The 21,535-nt window shown below is 35.4% G+C and carries 29 protein-coding genes; 24 read left to right on the top strand and 5 right to left on the bottom strand.

Going from position 1 to position 21,535, the window contains the following annotated elements:
* Positions 1 to 1,002 precede the first annotated feature (1,002 nt).
* The 24 genes from ACFFVB_RS18345 (at position 1,003) to ACFFVB_RS18460 (ending at position 19,069) form a co-directional block, all read left to right on the top strand.
* Entirely contained in the window at positions 1,003 to 1,521 is a 519-nt protein-coding gene (locus ACFFVB_RS18345) for a hypothetical protein (RefSeq protein ID WP_382384725.1), read from the top strand.
* 13 nt (positions 1,522 to 1,534) lie between these two features.
* The gene (locus tag ACFFVB_RS18350; protein WP_382384726.1) at positions 1,535 to 2,110 is read left to right on the top strand and encodes a hypothetical protein; all 576 of its coding nucleotides are present in this window, start codon (positions 1,535 to 1,537) and stop codon (positions 2,108 to 2,110) included.
* A gap of 58 nt (positions 2,111 to 2,168) precedes the next feature.
* Complete coding sequence (locus ACFFVB_RS18355) at positions 2,169 to 3,479, top strand: hypothetical protein (RefSeq protein WP_382384728.1); 1,311 nt, start codon at positions 2,169 to 2,171, stop codon at positions 3,477 to 3,479.
* Positions 3,476 to 4,030: a hypothetical protein gene (locus ACFFVB_RS18360; RefSeq protein ID WP_382384730.1), complete on the top strand. Its 555-nt coding sequence runs from the start codon at positions 3,476 to 3,478 to the stop codon at positions 4,028 to 4,030. The genes ACFFVB_RS18355 and ACFFVB_RS18360 overlap by 4 nt, the downstream gene beginning before the upstream one ends.
* Positions 4,020 to 4,412, top strand: a complete 393-nt coding sequence (locus ACFFVB_RS18365) for a hypothetical protein (RefSeq protein ID WP_382384732.1) — start codon at positions 4,020 to 4,022, stop codon at positions 4,410 to 4,412. Before ACFFVB_RS18360 ends, ACFFVB_RS18365 begins: the two co-directional genes overlap by 11 nt.
* Positions 4,409 to 5,533 carry a leucine-rich repeat domain-containing protein gene (locus ACFFVB_RS18370; protein WP_382384733.1) on the top strand — a complete coding sequence of 375 codons (1,125 nt, stop codon included), beginning with the start codon at positions 4,409 to 4,411 and terminating at the stop codon, positions 5,531 to 5,533. Before ACFFVB_RS18365 ends, ACFFVB_RS18370 begins: the two co-directional genes overlap by 4 nt.
* A 9-nt stretch (positions 5,534 to 5,542) precedes the next feature.
* Entirely contained in the window at positions 5,543 to 5,986 is a 444-nt protein-coding gene (locus tag ACFFVB_RS18375; RefSeq protein ID WP_382384734.1) for a hypothetical protein, read from the top strand.
* Between the two features lie 22 nt (positions 5,987 to 6,008).
* Entirely contained in the window at positions 6,009 to 6,200 is a 192-nt protein-coding gene (locus ACFFVB_RS18380; protein ID WP_382384736.1) for a hypothetical protein, read from the top strand.
* A complete protein-coding gene (locus ACFFVB_RS18385) occupies positions 6,197 to 6,730 on the top strand; it encodes a peptidoglycan recognition protein family protein (protein ID WP_382384737.1) in 534 nt (177 codons plus the stop codon). The genes ACFFVB_RS18380 and ACFFVB_RS18385 overlap by 4 nt, the downstream gene beginning before the upstream one ends.
* A gap of 98 nt (positions 6,731 to 6,828) precedes the next feature.
* Positions 6,829 to 7,191: a hypothetical protein gene (locus ACFFVB_RS18390; RefSeq protein ID WP_382384739.1), complete on the top strand. Its 363-nt coding sequence runs from the start codon at positions 6,829 to 6,831 to the stop codon at positions 7,189 to 7,191.
* Positions 7,106 to 7,546 carry a hypothetical protein gene (locus tag ACFFVB_RS18395; RefSeq protein WP_382384740.1) on the top strand — a complete coding sequence of 147 codons (441 nt, stop codon included), beginning with the start codon at positions 7,106 to 7,108 and terminating at the stop codon, positions 7,544 to 7,546. Before ACFFVB_RS18390 ends, ACFFVB_RS18395 begins: the two co-directional genes overlap by 86 nt.
* A gap of 269 nt (positions 7,547 to 7,815) precedes the next feature.
* Entirely contained in the window at positions 7,816 to 8,679 is an 864-nt protein-coding gene (locus ACFFVB_RS18400) for a S49 family peptidase (protein WP_382384741.1), read from the top strand.
* 32 nt (positions 8,680 to 8,711) lie between these two features.
* Positions 8,712 to 10,895, top strand: coding sequence for a hypothetical protein (locus tag ACFFVB_RS18405; protein WP_382384743.1), 2,184 nt, complete (start codon positions 8,712 to 8,714; stop codon positions 10,893 to 10,895).
* A gap of 28 nt (positions 10,896 to 10,923) precedes the next feature.
* Positions 10,924 to 11,751 (top strand): hypothetical protein, encoded by an 828-nt coding sequence (locus ACFFVB_RS18410; RefSeq protein WP_382384744.1) that lies wholly within the window; start codon positions 10,924 to 10,926, stop codon positions 11,749 to 11,751.
* 369 nt (positions 11,752 to 12,120) lie between these two features.
* Entirely contained in the window at positions 12,121 to 12,807 is a 687-nt protein-coding gene (locus ACFFVB_RS18415) for a hypothetical protein (RefSeq protein WP_382384746.1), read from the top strand.
* Between the two features lie 110 nt (positions 12,808 to 12,917).
* Positions 12,918 to 13,322 (top strand): hypothetical protein, encoded by a 405-nt coding sequence (locus ACFFVB_RS18420; RefSeq protein ID WP_382384748.1) that lies wholly within the window; start codon positions 12,918 to 12,920, stop codon positions 13,320 to 13,322.
* Complete coding sequence (locus ACFFVB_RS18425) at positions 13,315 to 13,935, top strand: hypothetical protein (protein WP_382384749.1); 621 nt, start codon at positions 13,315 to 13,317, stop codon at positions 13,933 to 13,935. Before ACFFVB_RS18420 ends, ACFFVB_RS18425 begins: the two co-directional genes overlap by 8 nt.
* A gap of 13 nt (positions 13,936 to 13,948) precedes the next feature.
* On the top strand, positions 13,949 to 14,191 hold the full coding sequence (locus ACFFVB_RS18430) for a hypothetical protein (protein ID WP_382384751.1): 243 nt from the start codon (positions 13,949 to 13,951) through the stop codon (positions 14,189 to 14,191).
* 186 nt (positions 14,192 to 14,377) lie between these two features.
* Entirely contained in the window at positions 14,378 to 14,845 is a 468-nt protein-coding gene (locus ACFFVB_RS18435) for a hypothetical protein (protein WP_382384753.1), read from the top strand.
* Positions 14,829 to 15,473, top strand: coding sequence for a hypothetical protein (locus tag ACFFVB_RS18440; protein ID WP_382384754.1), 645 nt, complete (start codon positions 14,829 to 14,831; stop codon positions 15,471 to 15,473). Before ACFFVB_RS18435 ends, ACFFVB_RS18440 begins: the two co-directional genes overlap by 17 nt.
* Positions 15,445 to 17,148: a hypothetical protein gene (locus tag ACFFVB_RS18445; RefSeq protein WP_382384756.1), complete on the top strand. Its 1,704-nt coding sequence runs from the start codon at positions 15,445 to 15,447 to the stop codon at positions 17,146 to 17,148. The genes ACFFVB_RS18440 and ACFFVB_RS18445 overlap by 29 nt, the downstream gene beginning before the upstream one ends.
* 34 nt (positions 17,149 to 17,182) lie before the next feature.
* Positions 17,183 to 17,566 (top strand): hypothetical protein, encoded by a 384-nt coding sequence (locus ACFFVB_RS18450; RefSeq protein ID WP_382384758.1) that lies wholly within the window; start codon positions 17,183 to 17,185, stop codon positions 17,564 to 17,566.
* On the top strand, positions 17,553 to 18,647 hold the full coding sequence (locus ACFFVB_RS18455) for a hypothetical protein (protein WP_382384760.1): 1,095 nt from the start codon (positions 17,553 to 17,555) through the stop codon (positions 18,645 to 18,647). The genes ACFFVB_RS18450 and ACFFVB_RS18455 overlap by 14 nt, the downstream gene beginning before the upstream one ends.
* Positions 18,648 to 18,652: 5 nt before the next feature.
* Positions 18,653 to 19,069 (top strand): hypothetical protein, encoded by a 417-nt coding sequence (locus ACFFVB_RS18460; protein ID WP_382384762.1) that lies wholly within the window; start codon positions 18,653 to 18,655, stop codon positions 19,067 to 19,069.
* Positions 19,070 to 19,152: 83 nt separating this feature from the next.
* Here the strand turns inward: ACFFVB_RS18460 and ACFFVB_RS18465 are convergent, their stop codons facing one another.
* Genes ACFFVB_RS18465 through ACFFVB_RS18485 form a run of 5 tightly spaced genes read right to left on the bottom strand, consistent with a single transcriptional unit; the run spans position 19,153 to position 21,297 of the window.
* Positions 19,153 to 19,797, bottom strand: coding sequence for an N-6 DNA methylase (locus tag ACFFVB_RS18465; RefSeq protein ID WP_382384763.1), 645 nt, complete (start codon positions 19,795 to 19,797; stop codon positions 19,153 to 19,155).
* Positions 19,790 to 20,167, bottom strand: coding sequence for a hypothetical protein (locus tag ACFFVB_RS18470; RefSeq protein WP_382384765.1), 378 nt, complete (start codon positions 20,165 to 20,167; stop codon positions 19,790 to 19,792). The genes ACFFVB_RS18465 and ACFFVB_RS18470 overlap by 8 nt, the downstream gene beginning before the upstream one ends.
* A gap of 19 nt (positions 20,168 to 20,186) precedes the next feature.
* On the bottom strand, positions 20,187 to 20,636 hold the full coding sequence (locus ACFFVB_RS18475) for a JAB domain-containing protein (RefSeq protein WP_382384766.1): 450 nt from the start codon (positions 20,634 to 20,636) through the stop codon (positions 20,187 to 20,189).
* Between the two features lie 2 nt (positions 20,637 to 20,638).
* Positions 20,639 to 20,863 carry a hypothetical protein gene (locus ACFFVB_RS18480; protein ID WP_382384768.1) on the bottom strand — a complete coding sequence of 75 codons (225 nt, stop codon included), beginning with the start codon at positions 20,861 to 20,863 and terminating at the stop codon, positions 20,639 to 20,641.
* 59 nt (positions 20,864 to 20,922) lie between these two features.
* A complete protein-coding gene (locus ACFFVB_RS18485) occupies positions 20,923 to 21,297 on the bottom strand; it encodes a hypothetical protein (protein ID WP_382384770.1) in 375 nt (124 codons plus the stop codon).
* Positions 21,298 to 21,535 lie beyond the last annotated feature (238 nt).

Below are 21,535 nucleotides of genomic sequence, written 5' to 3' on the forward strand. Positions count from 1 at the left end.
TAAAAACCAGATGTCCTATTTTTAATATATGTTATATATTTGTATCGAATATAAAAACAAAAAAGCCCCAGAGAAAAACTCTAGGGACTGTTTTAAACGATTAATCAACTAAACTTTACTGTTTAGTTGCTTTGATTAATTCAGTAACAGCTTTAACGAAAGCCGTTGCCAAAATAAAAAAACAGATTATTTCCATTCCGAAATATATTTTTTTGAGGTTAATAAAATCTCTCCCAAAAGCCTGAAGCGGACACTTCAGGTTTTTTTGTTCAAGCCGTTGACGACCAACGGATGTAAAATTACTACGAAACATTCGGATTACAGAACAAACTTATCAACATTGCTGTATAACGTTTTACTTGTTTCTTCTCCTAAAGTCATAATTTTTTACTTTTTTTGCGCCCTTCTTAAAAGGCCTAAATATTATATATTCAAATATAAACAGAGAAACTAAATAAGCTCCTGAATTGATACAAAGTCGTATCAATTTATATAGAAGAGACTTCCTTTAAGAACATCCATTCCAATATGCCACTCCTGGACAGTAATTAAATAAATACAGCGAAGCGTAATTCTCCGTTATTATATGCCGCCCCGGGACACTAATTATTAAAAGCGCCTAACAGGCCAAATGCGGGCTGTGGGAATCTCCCCTTTTACCCCTCTAAGTTCTAGTAAAAAAAAACTGTAACTTTGTAACCAATCACGGAAAACCCTGTATTTAAAGGGATTTATAGGTTACATTTTTATAATTGAATTGTAACTAAGGTTACAAAAAAAATGTAACTAAAGAAAAGGTTACAAAAATGGTTTTTCCTTTAACCTCTCGGTTACAAAATGGTTGTAACTAAAAAAGTGAGTGTTTATAAGGGTTTCAAAGCAAGGTTACAGAGTTACAGTTTTTTATAGGGAATATTGACAGGAAGACTCAAAACTTAAAACTATACAGATTTGTATATTAAGTTCAAAAGATATACTTTTAAGTAAATTAAAAAAGTCCTTGTGAGTATAGATAATTCTAAACGTGTTCCTGCTTCGCCTACAGTTTGTAAAATCGGCTTATTTTTTAACGCCATTTCAACACCCTCAGTAAGTGATGCGCTTGGACGATTCTTTAATGTTACGCTTGCCGATGCTGTAGAAGATGAACTTTATGTAAGTTCAGGATCTATTCAGGTTAAAGAATCTTCAGAAACTACGACACAAGGCACCATCTACACCCAACAGGTTGTATTTATCTTACCTACTACAGACGCCTTTCGAGGTGAACGCATAGACCAGTTTAAGCGTGTAAAGTTTTTAGCCATCCAGCTAACAAATAAATCAAAATTCTTTTTCGGAGATAACGATCTCTACCAAAATACGCCACCTAAGTGTAAAACTTCAAGCGACGAAAAACGTACACAAATCACATATACACAAAAAAGCACGAAGTCTTTAGGCTTCATAATTCAATCTAATTTTGCGTTTCAGGATGGACTACAGTTTGTATTCCAAGACGGAGGCGCGTTTAATGTTTAAACCAACCTCGTGTATGTCGAGATCTATAGTGCCTGTAAATATAAGGCCCCACCTTATTCCGTTCTTTTATCAGGAATTTGAAGGTATCGAGGCTCAGTATTTAACGAAAAAAGTAAAAGCCGCCAAAATCTCTACCCGATCTAATCTGGGTAAAATTATTCGTCTCTTATTGGTAAAGTCGGATAGGCCCGAACGTATAGAAAACTTTCAGGCATTTTTATCTATTCAGAATCGGGAACGCTCTTCTTTTTTCGGTCATATTTACAAGGCGCAAAACGGTAAGCATACCTTTTTGCGTATGCCAGAATCGGGTGCAAAACTTATTAATGATTATTTAGAAGATGTTTTTCGTATGGCGCTTACCAGTTTTGTAATTGGGTACACGGCATCATCTTCGCAAACGACATTATTCGAAAAAAAACGAACCGTTGCCGAAGCGCTTACAGTGTTCCTGGACACATACAACTTATTAGAATACGGATTTTCTAAACAAACGCTTCAGAAATACTACGAACGCGAAATAAAAAGTAATGCAACATGCCGACGAGTACAGACTGCGGTAAGTAATCGCGGACTAAATTACGTGTAGGTTTCATGTCTTAAATAAAATGGCCATGTAGGATTAAGTTTGATAAAATTTAATACCAATGGCTGAGGAGAATTCAGATATTTCCAGATTAACAGATAGGCAACCTTTGCTTGCAAATACTGCAAGTAATAATTTGCAGTTCTATGTGGTAGATCAAGATGATGACACAGAGCATCCAGATGGTTCTAGCTACCAAGTTAGCAAAGCCGAATTGGTAAAGATATTGGGTATAGATTTAATATCGGCAAACAAGCCTATAGAACATAATTATCTTAATACTGCCGAATTAGTAGAGAATCAGGAATACCAAACCGTTGGATTCCTGCAATACGTAACCACCAATAAAACCTATTACGAATATTTAGGATTTACCACAGGTAACATCGCTACAGATTACAGAACGCTTACAGCTGGAGAAGCTGTAGCAGTAACATCTAGTTTATCTTACCGATCGTTTACTGTTAGTGCCAAAAGCACAACGGCACCTGTATTTCCAGAAGCCGAAAAACTAAACCTGCAATATAATGGAACCTCTGGTTATGTTACCGATTTTTATTTTAATACCGGATTTAGTAGTTACCTAGCAAAATTTAACGATTTAAAAGCATCGTTCAATTTTAGTTTAGTGTTTTATAACAAAACCCAAACACGCACTCATATTGCAAGTATAACAGCAATGACCTTTACAGGATCTAATTGTAAAGTAAGTGTTGGCCCTACTATTTTAAATGCAGATATTCTTTTAGATGCTTCGCTAGAATTAAGCATCATGCCATATGTTCCTGGAGAAGGTGGTGGTGGTACCCCAATAGATTTAAGCGGGTATTTCGACAAAGCAACTTACGATCCCGACGGTAAAGAAGCCAATGCATTTGATCAGGACAACATGAACGCTCCATCTGCTGCAGACACCTCTTTAGTAGATGCAGACGAATTTAATTTTAAAGATGCAACACTGGGTTGGTTTAGAATTTCGTATGCTAACATGAAGGCTAATTTTAAAGCGTATTTCGATACGGTTTATGTCCTACTCTCAAGCTTCCTAGAAGAAAAAATAAGCGGTTCAGTATTAGAAAATACAACTGCGACCGGATCAATAAACCTAAGCGCAAACGCAGTAGCTCATTTCGATTTTACACTAACAGGCAACACAAGTGTAACCATTACCGATCTGCCTGCAGTTGGAAAGACAAAAGCGTTTACTGGAACGGTAAAAAGCACAACAACCCAAACTTTTGGAGTCGTAAATGCTACACTTACCAGCGGGGAATTTAAAGCAGATGGCACAAAAAACACCGTGTTTGTAAACATGTATAATACTGCAGTTGGTGGACTTCAAATAATAACAACATACGGAACAGCAGAATGAGCAAAGCCCTTAAAATAACGCCTGAAATAGCAGAAAAGAATCCTCACTTACAACAAAGTGGTTTTCTAACAAGTCTACCTAACAAATTTTGTGGTGTAGAAAAGATAGATGGCGGTTATGCCAACCGTACAGACCTTCACGATGCCGACGGTTGGCGTAACGTAGTGCATTTGCCTTACGATGTGGCAACGCAAAATAAAGCCAATACGTTAAGCGATTACATAAATGAAAACGAAGAATTATGTTATGCTTATGCAATTAGTGATAAAACACCAGAAGAAATTACAAACTACCAAAAGAGCCTTATTCCTTCTAGTGTAAAGAAGCTCCATTTTAGGTTAGCATGTATACAAAGTGGAGTTTCATTAGCAAGTATTGAAGCCGTAATAGCAAGTATCCCCGACGAAGCTTTACGAGAAACCACGCTTACAAAATGGCACTATGCCGAATTTTACGAACGTGAAGATGCGCAATTAAACGCATTAGCCACAGCACTAGGAATAACAGAAACCGAATTAGATAACATTTTTATACTAGCAAATGAAATATAGCGACCTAAATAAGACCGAACAAAAAAATATTTACCAAGACCTGTTACAACAGTGTAATGGCATAGAGTGGATAGAAAATGCTCTGGAACATGCATGGCGTAATTTTATTCTGTACAAATGGGATTACGACGGGGCAACCTTTGTTGTAGAAAATAATGGGAACTATTGGGAGATTGCCGCATTTATACACGATTACCTTAATCAAATTGGGTACGTAGGTAAGCAACCAGACCTCTATTTTATACGTATTATGCTAGCCTTGAATTATGGTGAAAACAGAATTTTCGAACGATGCAAATGGATGCAATGGACATGGGTAAACAAATTGAGACATATTATACGTTTAAAGTTTAAGGGGGATTTAATACCTGAATGGTTATGAAAAGAAGAGCAGGAATAGTTTCGGGAGAGAAGGGTTATTTGCCTAATACCTTTATAGGGGGGGTAAGCAGTGTTTTAAACACTCCTTTTTTAGTTTCTCAAAAAATGGTCTATAAAGACACTTTAATACCAGTCACTGAGAGCGAAATTAAAGGACTGAAAGTTATAGGAAGTAATATTGAATTTTTTATTGACGTAGATTATGACCTTATATTAGATGCCTTTGCCTATGATTTAAATATAACGTATTATATCGACTTAGGATTAAAAGCACATATAACAAATAATCTAATTTTTAGAGAAGCTGTTAATTTTAACGAAGCAAAATTTAACGCATCTACTACTATAGGCGGAAGCGTTTTTTATAAAGCGCCAATAAGTATTATTGAAGTCAATAATGCAAATGTCTTAGGGTTTGGATGCTTTAGAGAAACAGACGCAATAAGTATAAATTTACCTTCGTTTAGTGGGGTTTTATCGGGTAGCGTTTTTAGGGATTCTAATTTATTGGAAAACTTAACTTTTGGAGGGGCGATAACATCCGTAGGATCTTATTGTTTTTATAACACATCTTTAGAGGATTTTATATATTTCTCAAATTTAACATCGATAGGTAACTTTGCTTTTTACAATACCTCAAATTTAAACAAACCTGTTGTAAATAATATAATTACATCATTAGGCACATCTGCTTTTCAAGGGTCGGGAATAACACTTTTTAATAGCACATCATTAACAAGTGCCGGCTCTGGGTGCTTTAGAAACTGTACAGACATGACCTCTTTCAGCGCCCCCTTAACAGTGGTAGGAAATCAAACATTTAGAAACACAAGTGTTGAAGTTTTTGATTTCCCAAATGCAACATCTGTAGAGTATGGAGCATTTGCCGAATCTAGTAACGCTACAGAAATAAATATAATAAAGTCCCTTACTTTAGGAAATAACACCGGCGACAATATTGTGTTTTTCAACATAAAAACAGGATGCTTAATAAGAGTAAATATAGCTTTAGCAACAAATAATTTAGGTGGTGCAGACGGTGATTTAATTTATGCTAAAGATACAAGGGGATGCACAATTGAATTTTACGACGATGCAGGCGATTACGTTTCAACCTTATAAACATTAATTATGAAAAAAATAATAGTAGTACTAATCCTGTTGGCATCGCTGACAGGATTTTCACAAGCAACGTTAAAGCCAAATATCAGCCCGGACGTAGCTCATTTAACCCAAGAAATAAAAGGAGACGCACTGTGTTTAAAAACAGAGTTTGGAATCCGTAAAGTAGAGTTTATAAACAGAAGAAATACCAATGTGTTTGAGTTCTACACAGATGGGGCCAAGGAGGTGCAAATACAAAATATATCTACATTTCCCGAAGGTATTTACGTTGTTGCGGTATCAAGTAACGACAGCTTAATACTTTTTAATATTGCGGTGTCAAAAAACAACTCCCTGACTGTATTCATACCTTATGACAACACTCACGCTAAAAAGTTCTACCCTACATATTCTAGGGACACACTTTATGTAAAAGAAACAAGAGAGCAATATTTACAACGAGTAAAATAAAATGAAATAAAAATACATTACAATGGACGCACAAACCAAAATATCAATTTTCACTACTCTAGGAAGCGGGACTATCGGAGGGCTTGCCAATATAAATCTAATAGCCGGATATATTTGGCTTATCGCCGCGGTTTTAACTGTCGCCATTAACTTAATTGTTTTCGAGGAAAAGATTAAAACACGCATCGAGAAATACAAAAATCGAAAAAAATGAAAGAAAATATAATCAGGAAACTAATTCTTCTTATTTCAGTGTCAGCATTAACATTCGGAGTAGTAGATCATGTAGATACAAGCGACCTGCCTAAGAGCGAAGTAAAAGCGTATTTAGATAGAAACATTACCGATTCTTTAACTATTGTTGTACATCATACTGCAGCGCCTGGCACTCAAAAATTAAAAGATATTGCTAGTTACCACGTAGATACACGAGGCTGGCCGGGTATCGCTTACCATTTAGCGATTAAGCCAAATGGCGAAATTCATTTTCTTAATGCGTTAGAAAAAAGAACTTATCATAATTCTGCAGACAATACCAATACAATAGGCATTGTCTTTCTAGGGAATTTCGAGACAGAGCAACCCACTTCCGAAGCGATGCAAGCATTTACTATGTTGACCGAAGTGATTTGCGAAGAACTAAAAATTAAAGGTATTAAAGGCCATCGCGATTATAAAGGCACACTTTGTCCTGGTAAAAACTTATACAATAGCTTAAACCAACTAGGAATATTATTCCCATAATAAAGCGGGGCACTAGCCGGAAGTGTCACTAACAGAAAGGAGGAATCTATTTAATGTATTACGCTTAAAAAGACCCCGCTTTAATTTTAAATCCAACTATGAATAAGATCTCGACAACCACTAAAATTATAATATGCGCATGTGCAATACTTGTATTAGCACTTGTTTTTAAACCCAATTTATCTAAGAAAATTTACGATCTGTATAAACAAGAATTAGACGGCAAATCGGAGATCTATAAAATGAAGTATGAAGTCCTGCAACAAAGTATTCGTTTAGACTCTATTCAATACGTAAGGCGTTTAGATTCCCTTCAGAAAATAATTGATGCCCAGAATATAGATTTAGAAGATGCTAATAAAAAAATAGAATTCAATGAAAAAGCAATTGCTACTTATCGCCGTGGGAATTATAATGAACGCTTCATTATATTCTCAGAGCTTGTTACCCGTAAAGACTAAATACCAGGGCGAAGATGCTGTTATAATTTCGGTAGCACAGATGGATCGTGTCGCAGAATCTATTTTAAGACTTCAATTACGAACGGCTCAACTTAACGCTACCCAAATAGAGCTTAGAATATCGAATACTAATATCGAAAAACTTAACCTAGAGGTTAATTTCTTACAGAGTTTAAACGATACAAAAAACAAACAAATTGCTCTACTAGGTTTGGAACTGTCAGGGAAAGATGCACAGCACGAATTGGACCTCTTGTATTTTAAAGGAAAAGCCCAGGAGAAAACAAGTTCGTTTTTCCTAGGCTTTTCTATTGGTGCCATTGTTGCGTTAGTTTTTGGGGTGGTGTTTGGTTAACCTAATTAGATTCATACTTGTAATTTTCTATTAAATATCTTAAATTCCTAATATGAAAAATTTTGATCGAGATTCTAGGTTCTGGTTCTACACTAACCCAATTACAAAAAACATAATTAAGGTATTACTTGTTATTGTTTTGATTCTAGTTGCTCTTAAAATATTTGGTTTTATTCAGTAACCAAAATATTCTTTCCTATTACCTTCAAAAAAACATGTCTTAAACGATTTCTACTGCTTCACGCATCTTCGTAGAAATTATTTAAGCAATGAAATTAAATCCACTTTTAAACGATCTCTTTCGCGGTGAATGGCTACTAGATGTTAATTGGATATCTGGCGCAGCGCCTATGGTAGACAATTTATTAAAAGGCATGCCTAACGTACAGCAATTAGAGGAGCAAGATAGTTGCTTATCTATTATGGATGATTCCGGAAGACGATTAAGACCAGGAACAGAAATCCCTATAGGGAGTATTGCCGTGGTTAGTATGATTGGCGCCGCTATGAAATACGGTACGGCTTGTACTTATGGTGCTACCGATATTGTTGAAGAGCTGTCTTATGCAAATTCTAATCCAAACATAAAAGCAATTATTTTAAAGCTAGATGGTCCAGGCGGAGCAGTTAGCGCTATTGGTCCATTCTTGCAATTCGCACTAGAAAAGAAAAAACCTATAATTGGTCTTGCCGATGCTTGTATGTCGCTTCATTATTGGGTGGCTATTTCTGTATGTGATTACATAATGGCCGACAATGATATTTCTGCACGATTTGGATCTGTGGGGGTTGTGTCTCAATTTATGGATGCAAAAAAACACTGGGAAGAAAAAGGATATGTATTTCACGAAGTGTATGCAGATGTTTCTGGTGATAAGAATAAAGTTTTCAAATTGGCTTTAGAAGGTAATTATGAAGCTATTAAGGCTGAACATTTAAACCCTATGGCACGTAAGTTTCAGAATGCGGTGCTTGCGGGGCGTCCTAAACTTCGTGAAGAAGCAGGGGTTCTTACTGGTGCAACCTATGATGCCGATAAAGCTTTAGGACTTAATGTTATAGATGGGATTGGCAGTTTTAAAATGGCGGTAAATATCGCCAACATGTATGCGGAGTTAAAAACTCAATTATAAATTATTTAATCATTAATCAAAAATCGAACAAAATGAAAGGATTTAAATCGAAAGCGTTTACTCAAACCCTATTGGGTTTTGCAGCGTTTTTAGGATGGGGCGCAGAAGTCCCAATTAAGGACAATGCCTTAGCGGTGTCCGACGAGGATAAACAAAAATTACAAGATGCGCTTGGCGAATCTTTTGATTTAGACACTGTCCTTGGTGCTATTAACAAAGAAATTACTGAAGCTGCAGATGCGGAAGGCAGTAAACAAATTGCATTATCTGCAGTTCACAAGGAACTAAAAGCAATGCTTGATCAAACATCTCTTGGCGCTGAAGAAAAAGAAAAGTTACTAGAAACAGATGCTAATGATGCTGCAGGACTTGCAACACAATTACAAGCTGTAAATAGAGACTTAACTGCCCAAATTACAGGAATGAAACAAGAAATTCAAAAATTAGCAGATAGTGCAGAAGGCGATGTTCCTGCAGCAATTATAAATGCTATTCCTGGTGCTGCTAAAGTAATGCATTCTGCATCTCACCTATTTGCTTCTAACAAAGGGTACGATTCTTTCGACGGAAGAAACTGGAACAAGTTAGCTGCTGGACATACTACTATGGCAACAGATTTCTCTGATAAAGTTCAGGTTGAAAAACTGAATGGAGATGTGGACTTATACTACAGAGAAAATCCGGACAAAATTAAATCACTCCACCGTGATATGTTTGGTTTACCGGCATTCTGGCCTAAGCGTTTAAATGTAGACGATAAAGTAAGCGACGGAACAATTGTTTCTGCAGAAATTACACAAGCTAGAAAATTACCATGGTTACCAAAAAATAAGCAAAAAATTGAAGCTGAAGAAGGACGTATCTTCCCAGTACAAATTGATGCTGAATTTATAGGATACAACCTTCAGAAAATGGAAGCCTCTTGGTTAAACATGATGAACAAAGAAGGTTCTCAGGCTTACAAAGTGTCTTTCGTAATGTTTTTAGTGTCTGAATTAGACAAAAAAGCACGTGTTGAAGATAGAGTTTCTTCTATTAAAGCCATTCACGTAGCAACTCCAGACGATGCTACAGAAGCTGGTAGAATGATTAACAGACAGGATGGTTTATTATTCCAAATTTGGAGAGCAATATTTGTAACTAAAAAATTAAAGCCATTCCAGTTAGGGTTACCAACTACAGCGAACATAGTAGATTATATCGATGCCTTAATTAAAGCATTGCCAGACGATGTGCGCGAGCAATTCGGATTAAAATTATACTTATCTCCAGATTGGTTAAAAGCATATAAAAGACGTTACGAGCAAACGCACGGAACGTATAACGATTATTCTGGTTACCCTACTAATCCAAAAGATTACAATAATATCGATTTTGAACCTTTAGTAGATCTTACTGGGTTAGACTGTATGTTTATTACGTTCGATGATAACATCGAAGTTCTTGAAAACATTCCTGCAGAAAAAGGTAAATACCACTTCGAAATGCTAAAACGTATTATGTACATTTTTGCAGATTACAAATTAGGTATTCGTTTAATTCATATTGGAACTACGACAAAAGATGGTGATCCTTTAGAATTTAAAGTACAATCTATCTGGAGTAACGATGCACCATTATTTAAATCTGATTTCTACATTCCTGTTTTCGATGATGAAACTGGTGTTGTAAACGCGAAATACAGCAATTTAGAAGTGTCTGCAGGTTGGAAAACTACAATTACAGAATTCTCTAATACGTACGAAGGACAAATTATTCGTGTAAAAGGAAACACAAGTTTAGCAGGTGCTACAACGGTTGCCGATGGTACGAAAATTAGTTTAACTGGAGATGTTGCTTTCAATTTAAAGTCTGGCGGAACATTAACATTAATTGCTAATGGAGACGGAACGGTTACAGAAGTGAAGCGCACAGCTACACCTGAAGCTTTACCAACAGGAACTATAGATTTTAACGGCACAACAATAGATGCTAACTCTGGTAAGTCTTTCGCTTACAAAGGAGGTGCTGCAACTGTAACTGCTATAACTGGTGGTGTAGAAGGTAAAATCATTGTAATTAATGGTGGCGCAGGTGGTGCATTAACGTTTGCTAATGTAGCAGGTAATATTGCAATTGGATCTGCTGCTGTTTTAGCCGATGGAGACGATAATATTACGTTTGCTAATATAGACGGTGTTTGGACGGAAACTGCAAGAACCATTGCAGCAGCATAGTTTTAATCTTTTAAAAATTTAAGTAATTATGACTTATATAAAATTAAGTGTAGGCAGAAACACGGGGAATGCTTCCCCGGGTGCCTACAAAGCAAAAAAACCTAATGTTGCAATAGTAGATGCAGATGATGTTTTAGCGTATCCTGGGCGCGACAGTAAAGGTGTGAAAACTACAGGTAATTACGTATTAAAGCCAAACGCTAATATGATACGTATTTACATGACTCCTGAGACTATTGATGCAGGTTTTGAAGTAGATGGACCAGAAGACGGTAAAGTATTTACCCAAACCTTTAAAGGCGAGCATCCAGGCGAGTCTTTAGATATTAAAGAGTTTATACAAAATTGGCTTGGTAGACCTGCGCTTATTTTTGAAGAGAATTGTAGAGACAATTCTATGAATGTGTACGGTACACAGTGTTCACCTTTAAAACTATCTCCTACCTTTCAATCGAATAAAGAAGGAACGAAGCACATGTTAAGCTTCGAGCAGCCAAATCCGGTAGAATATTTACCTGCATATTATACAGGTGTATTAACAGAAGGTGCATATTTCCAAGCTACTGACGGTGATTTAGCAGTTTTAGAGGCTAATGGTAATATTTACCAATTACCAAGTTTTGCTGTTACAGATGCAGTAGATATTGCAAGTATAGATCTGGAACACGGTCAGGTTGTCAGCTTAATTGGTGGCGGTGGTGTTGCTCCAGCTACGTTAAGTACAGGAGCAGGAACAGCAGCAACGGTATTGCTAACAGCAGGAACCGACTGGGTAGCGTTACAAGATGCAGTTATTAATTTAAGTGTATTTAACGACGGCGCAGCAACATATTTAATAGAAGTATCACGAAAATAAAAGTGTTTTTTTAGTGTTAGTTGGTTTGTTTAAAAGCCCTTAATGTGATGTTAAGGGCTTTTTTAAATTAAAAAATATACACATATGTATATTTTAACTATCTTAGCTGTGTATCTTTTTCTTATTATTAGTCAATGTCATTCCCCAATACTCATGTATTGGGGTTTTTTATTTTAAACAAAACATTTTAAGGACAAAATAATATACACATAAGTATATTTTAATTATATTTACCATGTAGCGAAGTTTTATAAGATTGATAGCGAAGAGCCCGAAGCCGTAATAGTTTCGGGTTTTTCATGTCTTAAACAAATTTGGCTAGTCTTCGCATCTTCACTCTCACAATTGTTATTTTAAAATTCAAAACTCATGAGAAATGAAGTCATTACCTTTTTAAGCGACGAGTCTATTCGTCCAGAAGGGCAATATAATCAGGCACTGTCTTTTTATATGCGCTCGGAAAATGCAAATCCCGGTGTTGTACGTTACCATAATGTATCTGGTTATTCGCCACAGCGACTAAGCGAATTAGTTTACGATTTAAAACAAGCCTATGGCATTGCAGATGCCGATTTGGTAAAAAAAGCACCTAAAGTAGTACAGCTTATAAAAAAACAAGTACCACGTTTTAAAGTTCCTGAATGGAGCACAGGAGCGCCTGGCAATAAAGAACGCAAAGAATACTGCAAGGTTAACGAAATTGAAGCTGCTTCTGGAAAGAATGCCGATTTAGATATAGCGATTCAGGACTTTATAGACAATGCGAATGCAAAGCATTTAGAAGTTACAGCTGCCGAAACGATACAACGTGAAGCCACGGTAAGAGAAACTGCATTTAGCCGCGTGGTAAAAGCTATGAGCGAGGGCCAAAAGGTAACTCCAGAAATGAAAGCCGAAATCTTTGCAGGTATAGATATTACTGAAGACGAACAAAACAAGATGATCGAGAAAGCTTCTGCTAATGTTTTGGGAGATGTTCCTCCTGAAGGTACAGACGTAACTACTGAAGCTACAGTTAATGCTAATGAAATAACTGCGGACACCGAAAAAAAGTAAATAAAGCATATAAACCTTTACGCGAGCAATTTCCGTTTCTATACGAAGCGGATTGCCCTCGTGAGTTTAAAGAATTATATGCTCAGAAAAAGATAGCGTTAGATAATTATGTGCATCTGTTTAACACACTTAAAGCCAATTATTATAATCCAGATGGCACTCCAGCAACACCAACTTTAACAGCAGACCAATTGTATACCACGGCACTTTCTGCCAATAATAATTTTGCAGAGAACCAACTTATTTACGACGAGTTTAATTATTACCAGGACACAAAAAAAGTATTAGGTGTACATCCTGTTTTTAGGGTTTTAAAACTGACCGAAAAAGTAAAATCTATGCGTGAAGCTTCGGCTGTTAAACGGCATATGTTACTAACCAACTATATATATCGTGACACTAAAAAATTAAAAAGCATTACAGATAAAGACAAGCGCGAAGCGTTTGAAAACAAACTAAAACTAAAACAGGAAGAGCGTGAGTTAATCGCCAAAATACACAAACTTGATGAGTAAATATTTTGACATTTCCAACACTAAAAAGAAGGTAAACACCTTAAAAATATCAGAGAAATTTGAAAGTAGATATTTACTGTCTCATTTCGAAAAATTAGAATCTCTAGAAAAGGATTTAACCCGGTTACCAAGTAAGGAAGAGTTCTTCTTCTTGCAAACAGACAATTCGTTTAACGCGTTCACGTTCATTCCGTTCGTGTGCAAGCAATTCGCAATAAAGCATTTGTACGCCAGTACGTATAGCATTAGTAGCAAAGTGGTGAATGCGTTAATAGAGTTGCACGATGCGGGCATGGTGGAGCAAATTACCTTAATGATTAGTGATAGTATGATTAGGCGAAACCCTAAAACTATAGACAATTTATGTAGCATGGTAAACAACCGCCCAAACATAAAAGTACTGTTTGCTTGGGTACATGCTAAAGTCTGCATTATGGAAACTGCAACAGATCATTACATTGTTGAAGGCTCGGGGAACTGGGCAGAAAACGCCTATTACGAACAATACACCTTTGCTAACGCAAGGGGCTTATTTGAGTTTAGAAAAGAATTATTCACAAATTCCCATATACGAGCTAAAGCGGAAAGCGGTGGCGTTGTAGCTGTGGGGTAAAGCATTGACAATAATGGAAAAACCAAAACATATTGAGCTAAAAACATTTGATAAAATTAAGATTTGGCTAATTAAACAAAAATGGTTGTGGAAAAAAATGGCATTTGATAATGGCATTGAGGGGTCAAACTATTGCAGATTTGACCATAGGCTTTTTAGTTATTCGATGGGTTCGCGAAACAATGGTGGGGACGAAGATCTTCCAAGTATAATAGAATGGCATGTAAAATTATTTAAAAGCAAATTTTATAAATAAGAATTATGTGGTTAAAAATTATAATAGCAGTTCTAGTAACAATTTTTGTAATTGATTCTGTACATGATATTAAAAATAGTATTGGAAAGGCTTCTAAACAACGAACACGATTATTCATCTTATCAATGATAATTATAAACCTATTAGCGCATTCCGAAAAAATAGAACAATTCTTTTGTTAGATATATGGGAACAGAAAAAACATATACAGATTTAATTCATGGTTTTAAGGCAAAATGTGGCTCTCCTAGTATGGCCTGGGCTTTAATAAGAAATAAATGCCATGAGCTTAAACTTGAGGTTCCCACTTTAGATAAAATTGTAGAAGTTGGTATTGAAGCAAAAGTAAGATTAAGCCAAGAAGAACTGGAACAAATAGAAGATTTGGCGGCATGTAATTACTTGCCCGAAAAAATAGCGCTGTATTTAGATGTAGACGAAGTAGCATTTATGCGCGATTGGTTTAATCCGGATAGTTTAATCCGTACCCATTTTAATAAAGGTGTGCTTCAGGCACAGTTCGAGATTCACCAGAAGCAATTGGAAGGCGCAAAATCGGGAAACATAACATCTGCACAGATATACCTTAATCTGTCGGAATTACAGCGTACAGAGAATTTAAAAAAGAAAATATTTTATGGCTCTGAAACTTAAAGATATTACCCTTTCCCATGTTTACGAATATGTAAATACAGGCAAAATAGAAGATGAGTCTGCAAATACAGATCCTGCTATAGTGGAGTATTTGGATTTGTTAGATAAATGCCGAAGTATGCATTTGCGTATAGACGAATTTGGGCATAAAGATGCTATAGTAGCGCATTTAATGAAAGTTGAAAAACTGTCGAGATACCTTGCCAGCAACATCTATAACGATGCGATGGAGTATTTCTATGCCGATAAACAAATTAGTAGCGATGCCTGGCGAAATATTATTGCGCAGTACATGCAAAAAAACTATTTGTTAGCGATTCAGCTTGCTAAAGATCCTAAAGATATTGGTACAGCAAATAAGATACTTATCGATATGGCGAAGACTTTAAGATTAGACCAGCCTGACCCTGTAGAAGTAGACCAAAAAGCCTATACGCAACCGTTTAAAATGTATAGTGTAGATGCTAAATTCTTAGGTATTCCAGAAATTAACAGAACAGATTTAAAGAACTTAATAGACGGCTTGCCAGAAATTAGCGAGCGCGAAAAATTAAGACTTCACCAGGAGGCGAACACCTTGCCTGTAAAATTATTTTTAGATGAGCACGAAGACCCACGTAAGTCTTGAGAATGGCGACGTAGAAGGTCGCTATGCCAGTTGGCTAAAACAAGCTGTAGACATGATTGGTCCTAAAAATGCGTTTTTAGTTCTGGGACGTGGTGGTGCAAAAACATCAGACTTTCATGCAGATCGTTCTATCGACATTATGTACGAAATGCCACGAAGTAACCTCGCCTTTGTTGCAGATACGTACGACAATGCCCTGCGTAACATTGTACCTACTTTAATAGAGGGATGGAGCCAAAGAAAAGGGCTGCAGGAAGGTGTTCATTACGTTTTGGATGAACGGCCTCCGAAACATTTTGAGAAGCCTTACAAGCCACCACAGACGTTTAAACACACTATTAGTATGTGGAATGGATGCTTTTATAACCTAGGAAGTTTGGCACAACCTACAGGACTGGCAGGTAACAGTTACCAACATATTTTTATAGATGAAGCGCGGAATACCAATTTCGAGAAATTAAAGAAGTTATTTCCTGCAATGCGTGGAGATTATACGCATTTTGGACATTCGCCTTATTACCGTGGTATGACGGCCACTACCGATATGCCTAATATTGCCGAAGGCGATCACGACTGGATATTGAATCAGGCGCTAAATATGGATAAAGACCGTATTTTATTGGCGTTACAGGTAGGCTTGGAACTAAATAAGATTAAAAAAGCCTATTACAGAGCAATAAAATTCAACGATTTCAACGAAATTGAACGTCAGAAAAAAGCCTATGCAAGATGGAAAGGCTATTGGATTCGTGCAAGAAAAGACACGACGTTCTTTTACGTCGCTTCATCTTTAGTAAATGCAGATATTTTAACACCTGGTTACTTTAGCGATGCCTTGAAGTCTTTAGGCGTAGAGGAATTTAAAACTGCAGTTTTAAGTTTTAAAGCCGAAATAAAAAAGGGCGAGCGATTCTACATGCATTTAGGTGCACACCATTACATGAGCGATGGCGTTATAGACGATTATTATAAGAAGTACGCTATAGGCGAAGATTTCCAGAGTGTAAGTTTAGGATTGAAGTATATTCAGCACAAAAAACCTATCGAAGCAGGAATGGACTTTGGCGATATGTGTAGTATGGTAACTGGGCAACCTTCTGGAAATTATTTTTATTGTTTAAAGGAGTTTTGGACGTTGGCACCACATTCGAGTAAAGAATTGGCGAAGCAGTTTATAGATTTTTATCAGCATCACCAATACAAAGTTCTAGACTTGTATTATGACAGATCGGGGAACCAATACCAAAAACTGAAACGTGATTGGGCGTACGAAATTAAAGATCATATTGAAAAATACAATGGTAGTAGTACCGGATGGAAAGTTAATTTAATGTCCCGAAATCAAGCCACTATTACACAAGAAGAGGAATACAGTTTTGCAAAGAAATTGCTAGGAGAATATTACCCAAATTTGCCTAAAATAAAGATAGATAAATTTCAGTGCAAGTGTTTAAAGAGTAGTTTAGAGCTCACAAAAACCAAAATAAGAAAAGACAAAAAAAGTACAACTACCATACATAAAGATAAAAGTAGTGAGGCCTTGCCATTACAACACAGACCCATGTTTAGTACGAACTTTAGTGATGCTTTTAAATATTTAATATACAGATCTAGTTGGGTAAATATTGCAGATAAACGAAGTAATACAGGTATGAGTGCACCCGATGTTATTTGATTTTTAGGTATATTTGATTATAGACAAAATAATTATGACCACAGAAAACATTTCACTTCTTTTAGAAGATTTAAAGCTTAAATCAGAATTTGTAAAGGATGCTCTTAAATCATCTACTGGCGTAGCTAGAATTAGAACACTGAATTATCATATACTTCAGAGTGAGGAGATGGATGCTTCTAGTTTAGATAATTTCACGAAGAGATGGGCTTCAAGTTATGATGCTAAATTAAAAATGAAGGCAGTGGGTGATTTAAATAAAATTGAAAAACCTAGAGACGGTAATATTTATTCTGTTAAAAAAAAGTGGCCAACAGGAAGTATTAGTTTTCAGGGAGATCAAGTAAATGATGTTGTCGAATTAAAATTTAGATTTAACGGCTTTACAAATCAATTTGATTTTATTGAATACAACTAAAAGATTAAAAGCAATGACCAACGAAGAAGCGAAGTACCAGGAGAATATTGAGAGGTTAAAAGCTCTAGATTTAAAATTCTCATATGAAATGATTAATCACCCAGAAGTAACGGTTGACATATCTCATATATCAGGGGAAGGAATTATGTATGCTCAAACCGATGTGCATTTTTTAAATGAGTGGCTTGATCGAAATATTGATGAAGCCGTTAACATTTATAAATCTTCGGAATTCTATAAAAACACTAGGATTTATTCCGATGTTATAGCTATTGAAAAAAGTATTTATGATACGCTTTCTTCAGAAGATAAGAAAGATTTACATGATAACATGAGTAAATCTTCTGTAGCTGACAAATGTTTAAGTGTAAGTAAGAAATCCTTTGTTCATAAAATGAAAGTTGAAGACGGTAAAGTTTCACGTTCCTGTTTTGAAGAAGCTACACCTTTAAATGAAGAATTGATAAATTTTTGGGATAAAGAAATGAAAGCGCATTCTGAACGAAAGCGTTCATTTTTTGAAGAAACTAGGCGATTATCACCAGATTCATTTAGGAAAGATTCCTTAAATAAGGATAATGGTAAACGTTACACGCATATTTTTATTGATGAATGCAGTGATTTTAATCTTGAAATGGCCAATGGTGTTAAATTGAATATTCCGAAAGATAATCCATTAGGTTTGTACGGGAGTTCTACAATAAATGAACTGAGTTATTATTGCGACTCTACAATACCAAAACCAAATGAGCAATTTGGAGCTTTCGATATTGATACGTTTCTTGACAAACTAAACCTTCCTGATAACACAATAACTGAAGACTACTGTTTAACTTTACATTCTAGTAAAAAAGAACTTTTAGAGAGCTTAAATCATGTGGTATCTTCAGATTCAAAATCGCCAAGGAGATATAGAGGTTTCTTACTTGTTTTTAAAGATGATATGCCTAAAGAATTTATATTTATAACTTTTATTAGTGATGAAATTGAGCGTTTAAGAGATTTACAAGCTAATAGAGGTAGGTGGTTCACACAACAGGAATTTGAAACATTACAGTATTTATTAAAAAACAGAGACTAATATATATGAATAAAACTAAAGAGAAGTATAAGAGAAACATAGATTCTATTAACGATGCTGTAATAAGTTTTTGTGATAAATTAAAATTTCAAAGTGGATCTGATGGCGAAATTGATTTATATAAATTAATGCAGGTTTATTTGAATGATAATGAAAAGAGAAAGCAGATTAATGAAATTTTGTTTCAATTTAAAACAAATTCCCATAATAGAATATTGAAAAACGGTGAGCGTTGGGATGTAATTTTTATGAGAGAAAATATTACAGGACAATTTGAGCGCGTGCATATTGATTATGAATTAGATAAACCTCTTGAATTAAGTGATTCTATTATGTACAATGGAGAATTGGTAAGAGTTTCTGGGGTTGAGGATTTGGAAGATGAAAGGATTCACAAAGTTTATATAGCTAACAGGTGTTAGCAGACAATCGCCCCCTAGGGCGATTTTTTTTGAGTTAATTTTACGTTTAGTTTGGACGTAAAAAAACCGCCTATTATAGCGGTTTATTTCATGATTATTAGCTTTGTTTTATGTTTCCAAAACTCGTAATTAATATAATAGCTTTGTGTGGGGTCTGACATTCTTAATGTATCCATGCAATGCACCTCTCCCCTAACCTCGTGAAAACATAAATTTATAGCTGCCATTTTACAGCAAATCGGGTCCAAATCTTGACAAATATAATAATTACCCGGAGCATAATTATTTGCAGATAAAACAGCTCGCCCACTTCCGCAAGCGGGTTCGTTTACTTTTTTACCAAATGTATTTGGCTCCAAAATAAAACCACTCATTAAGTCGCAAATCGCTTTAGGCGTAAAGAACTGCCCGAAACTACTTTTTTTATAGTTACTCGCTAAGGCTTCGTAAAACTGCCCTAGAGGGTCACACCATTTGCCTAAAATTTCGGCATTGTGATAAATAAGCGCTATTTCTCCAAAAAGTTGTGCAAATTGGTTTAACTCGTCTTTTTCGTATCTTTTTATAGTTTCAAAATATAAAGTTTCCTGCTGTTCTCTGCACATACAACAAATAACAATTGTTAGAAAGTCGTTAAAAACTTGGCTCGCATCGTATTTGCGTGACAACATATTAAAAACGGAGTTAAACTTTTTTAACTCCGTTGGTACGTCTACAGATTTAGGCATTTGCTTTTTTTGTTAACGGTTCGACTTGTGCGTTAGAAAACAAATAAGCAAGACTAAAAAATTTAAATTCTTCGTCCTCTCCGCTTTCGGTTTGTTTTGTAGCTTCTCGTTTCTTACTCCATATAAAAAAAGCTTTTGCACCTTTTTTTACCTTGTACCCTTGTTTTTTCCACTCCCAAAAATTATTAAATTCTTTGTGCGTGCCGTCTGTCATCATTTGCACTAAAACTTCGTTAACTCGTTTGTCAAGTCCGTTTAACTCTATAATTTGTTTTGCTTCGTTGCTTAATGCTTTTAAAAGCTGTTTGCGCTCGGTTCTGTCTGCACATTGGTGCATTTGTTCGGCTAAAGTTGTTTGTGTTGTGGTCATATCTTAAAATTGTTATTTGTTATAGAAGGTTATCGTCCGCAAAACTTAAATGTCCTTCTTTGGTTATAATTAAATGGTCTAAAACTTTGATGTCTAAATATTCGCCTGCTGTTTTAAGCTTGCTTGTTAAATTTTTATCTGCTTGGCTTGGTTCTAGTTTTCCGCTTGGGTGGTTGTGTGCAAGTATTAAAGCGGTTGCATGTGCTTTTAATGCAGTTTGAAAAACAATTCTAGTATCTACTAAAGTGCCTGTAATACCTGCTTCGCTTATTTTTGTAATTCCTAAAACTTCGTTAGAATTGTTTAACATCATGATGTAAAAAAGCTCTTTGTATTCAACTTTTTCATGGAATGCTTTTAAAAAAACTGCATAAGCATCTTGGGAACATGTAATAATATAACGGTCTGCTTTTGGTACATTATTTTTGTATGAGATTTCAATCTCTTGAACGTCTAAAAGGCTAACCATAATTAAAAAATGTATTCGTTAAAATCGTTCTTTTCTTGTGTTGCCTCCTGGATAAATAACTCTGCTATTGCAACGGCTTTGTTAAATGCGTTTTTGCATTGGTTTTTAAAATAATCGTAATCAGAATAATTGAAAAGTGAAGAAAAACCCTTTTGAGTTAAAATTTCTTTAACTTGATTACTTACTAAAAAAGGATTACATTTGTTTGTGTTTTGTCGTGTGGTCATGATAAAATATATTGTTATTAATGCCCTCACATCCGCAAAATGTAAGGGCATTTTGTTTGTTATATTTGAAAGGTTAAAACTTCTTTTTCTGCTTCGTTGGTTATATTCTGTAATTCGCTTTTAACTACATCTAAAACTTTTTCAATTACATTAGAATTTGAAACCTCAAATTTGAAGCCTTGCGCATTTTCTAAAACAATCTTTTCTTTTGTTCCATCGCTCGAAACAATAAATTTTTGTAGATCGTCGTTTTTGTCATTTAGAAACTTGAATTTGTCTGCTAAGATTTTAAAATTTTCAGCTCTTTTAATTCTGCTTTCTGCAGTCGGGTTGAAGAGATCTTTTACCTCTGTATTGCTTTTTTCTACTTTTTTTAAAACCTCTTTAGGTTTTGTTTCCGTTTGTGGCGCTTTTGCCTTTGCATTTGTACTCATAATTATAAAATTTTATTGTTATTAACTTACTTAAAGATACAAAAAAGTACCCAAATAAGCGACTTTTTAAACAACAAAACACCCTTAAAACGTGCGTCTTACACTTATTTAAACACGTTCTAAACAGTGTGAAAACAGAATTAAAAAACTCGAAAAAACTCACCTTATAAAAAACAAAAAAATGTAAACATCTAAAAAACAACTAATAAACCATGCGTAGCGGGTTGAGTGTTGTTTT

The organism is Formosa undariae, assembly GCF_042427615.1.
GTDB classification, from domain to species: domain Bacteria; phylum Bacteroidota; class Bacteroidia; order Flavobacteriales; family Flavobacteriaceae; genus Formosa; species Formosa undariae.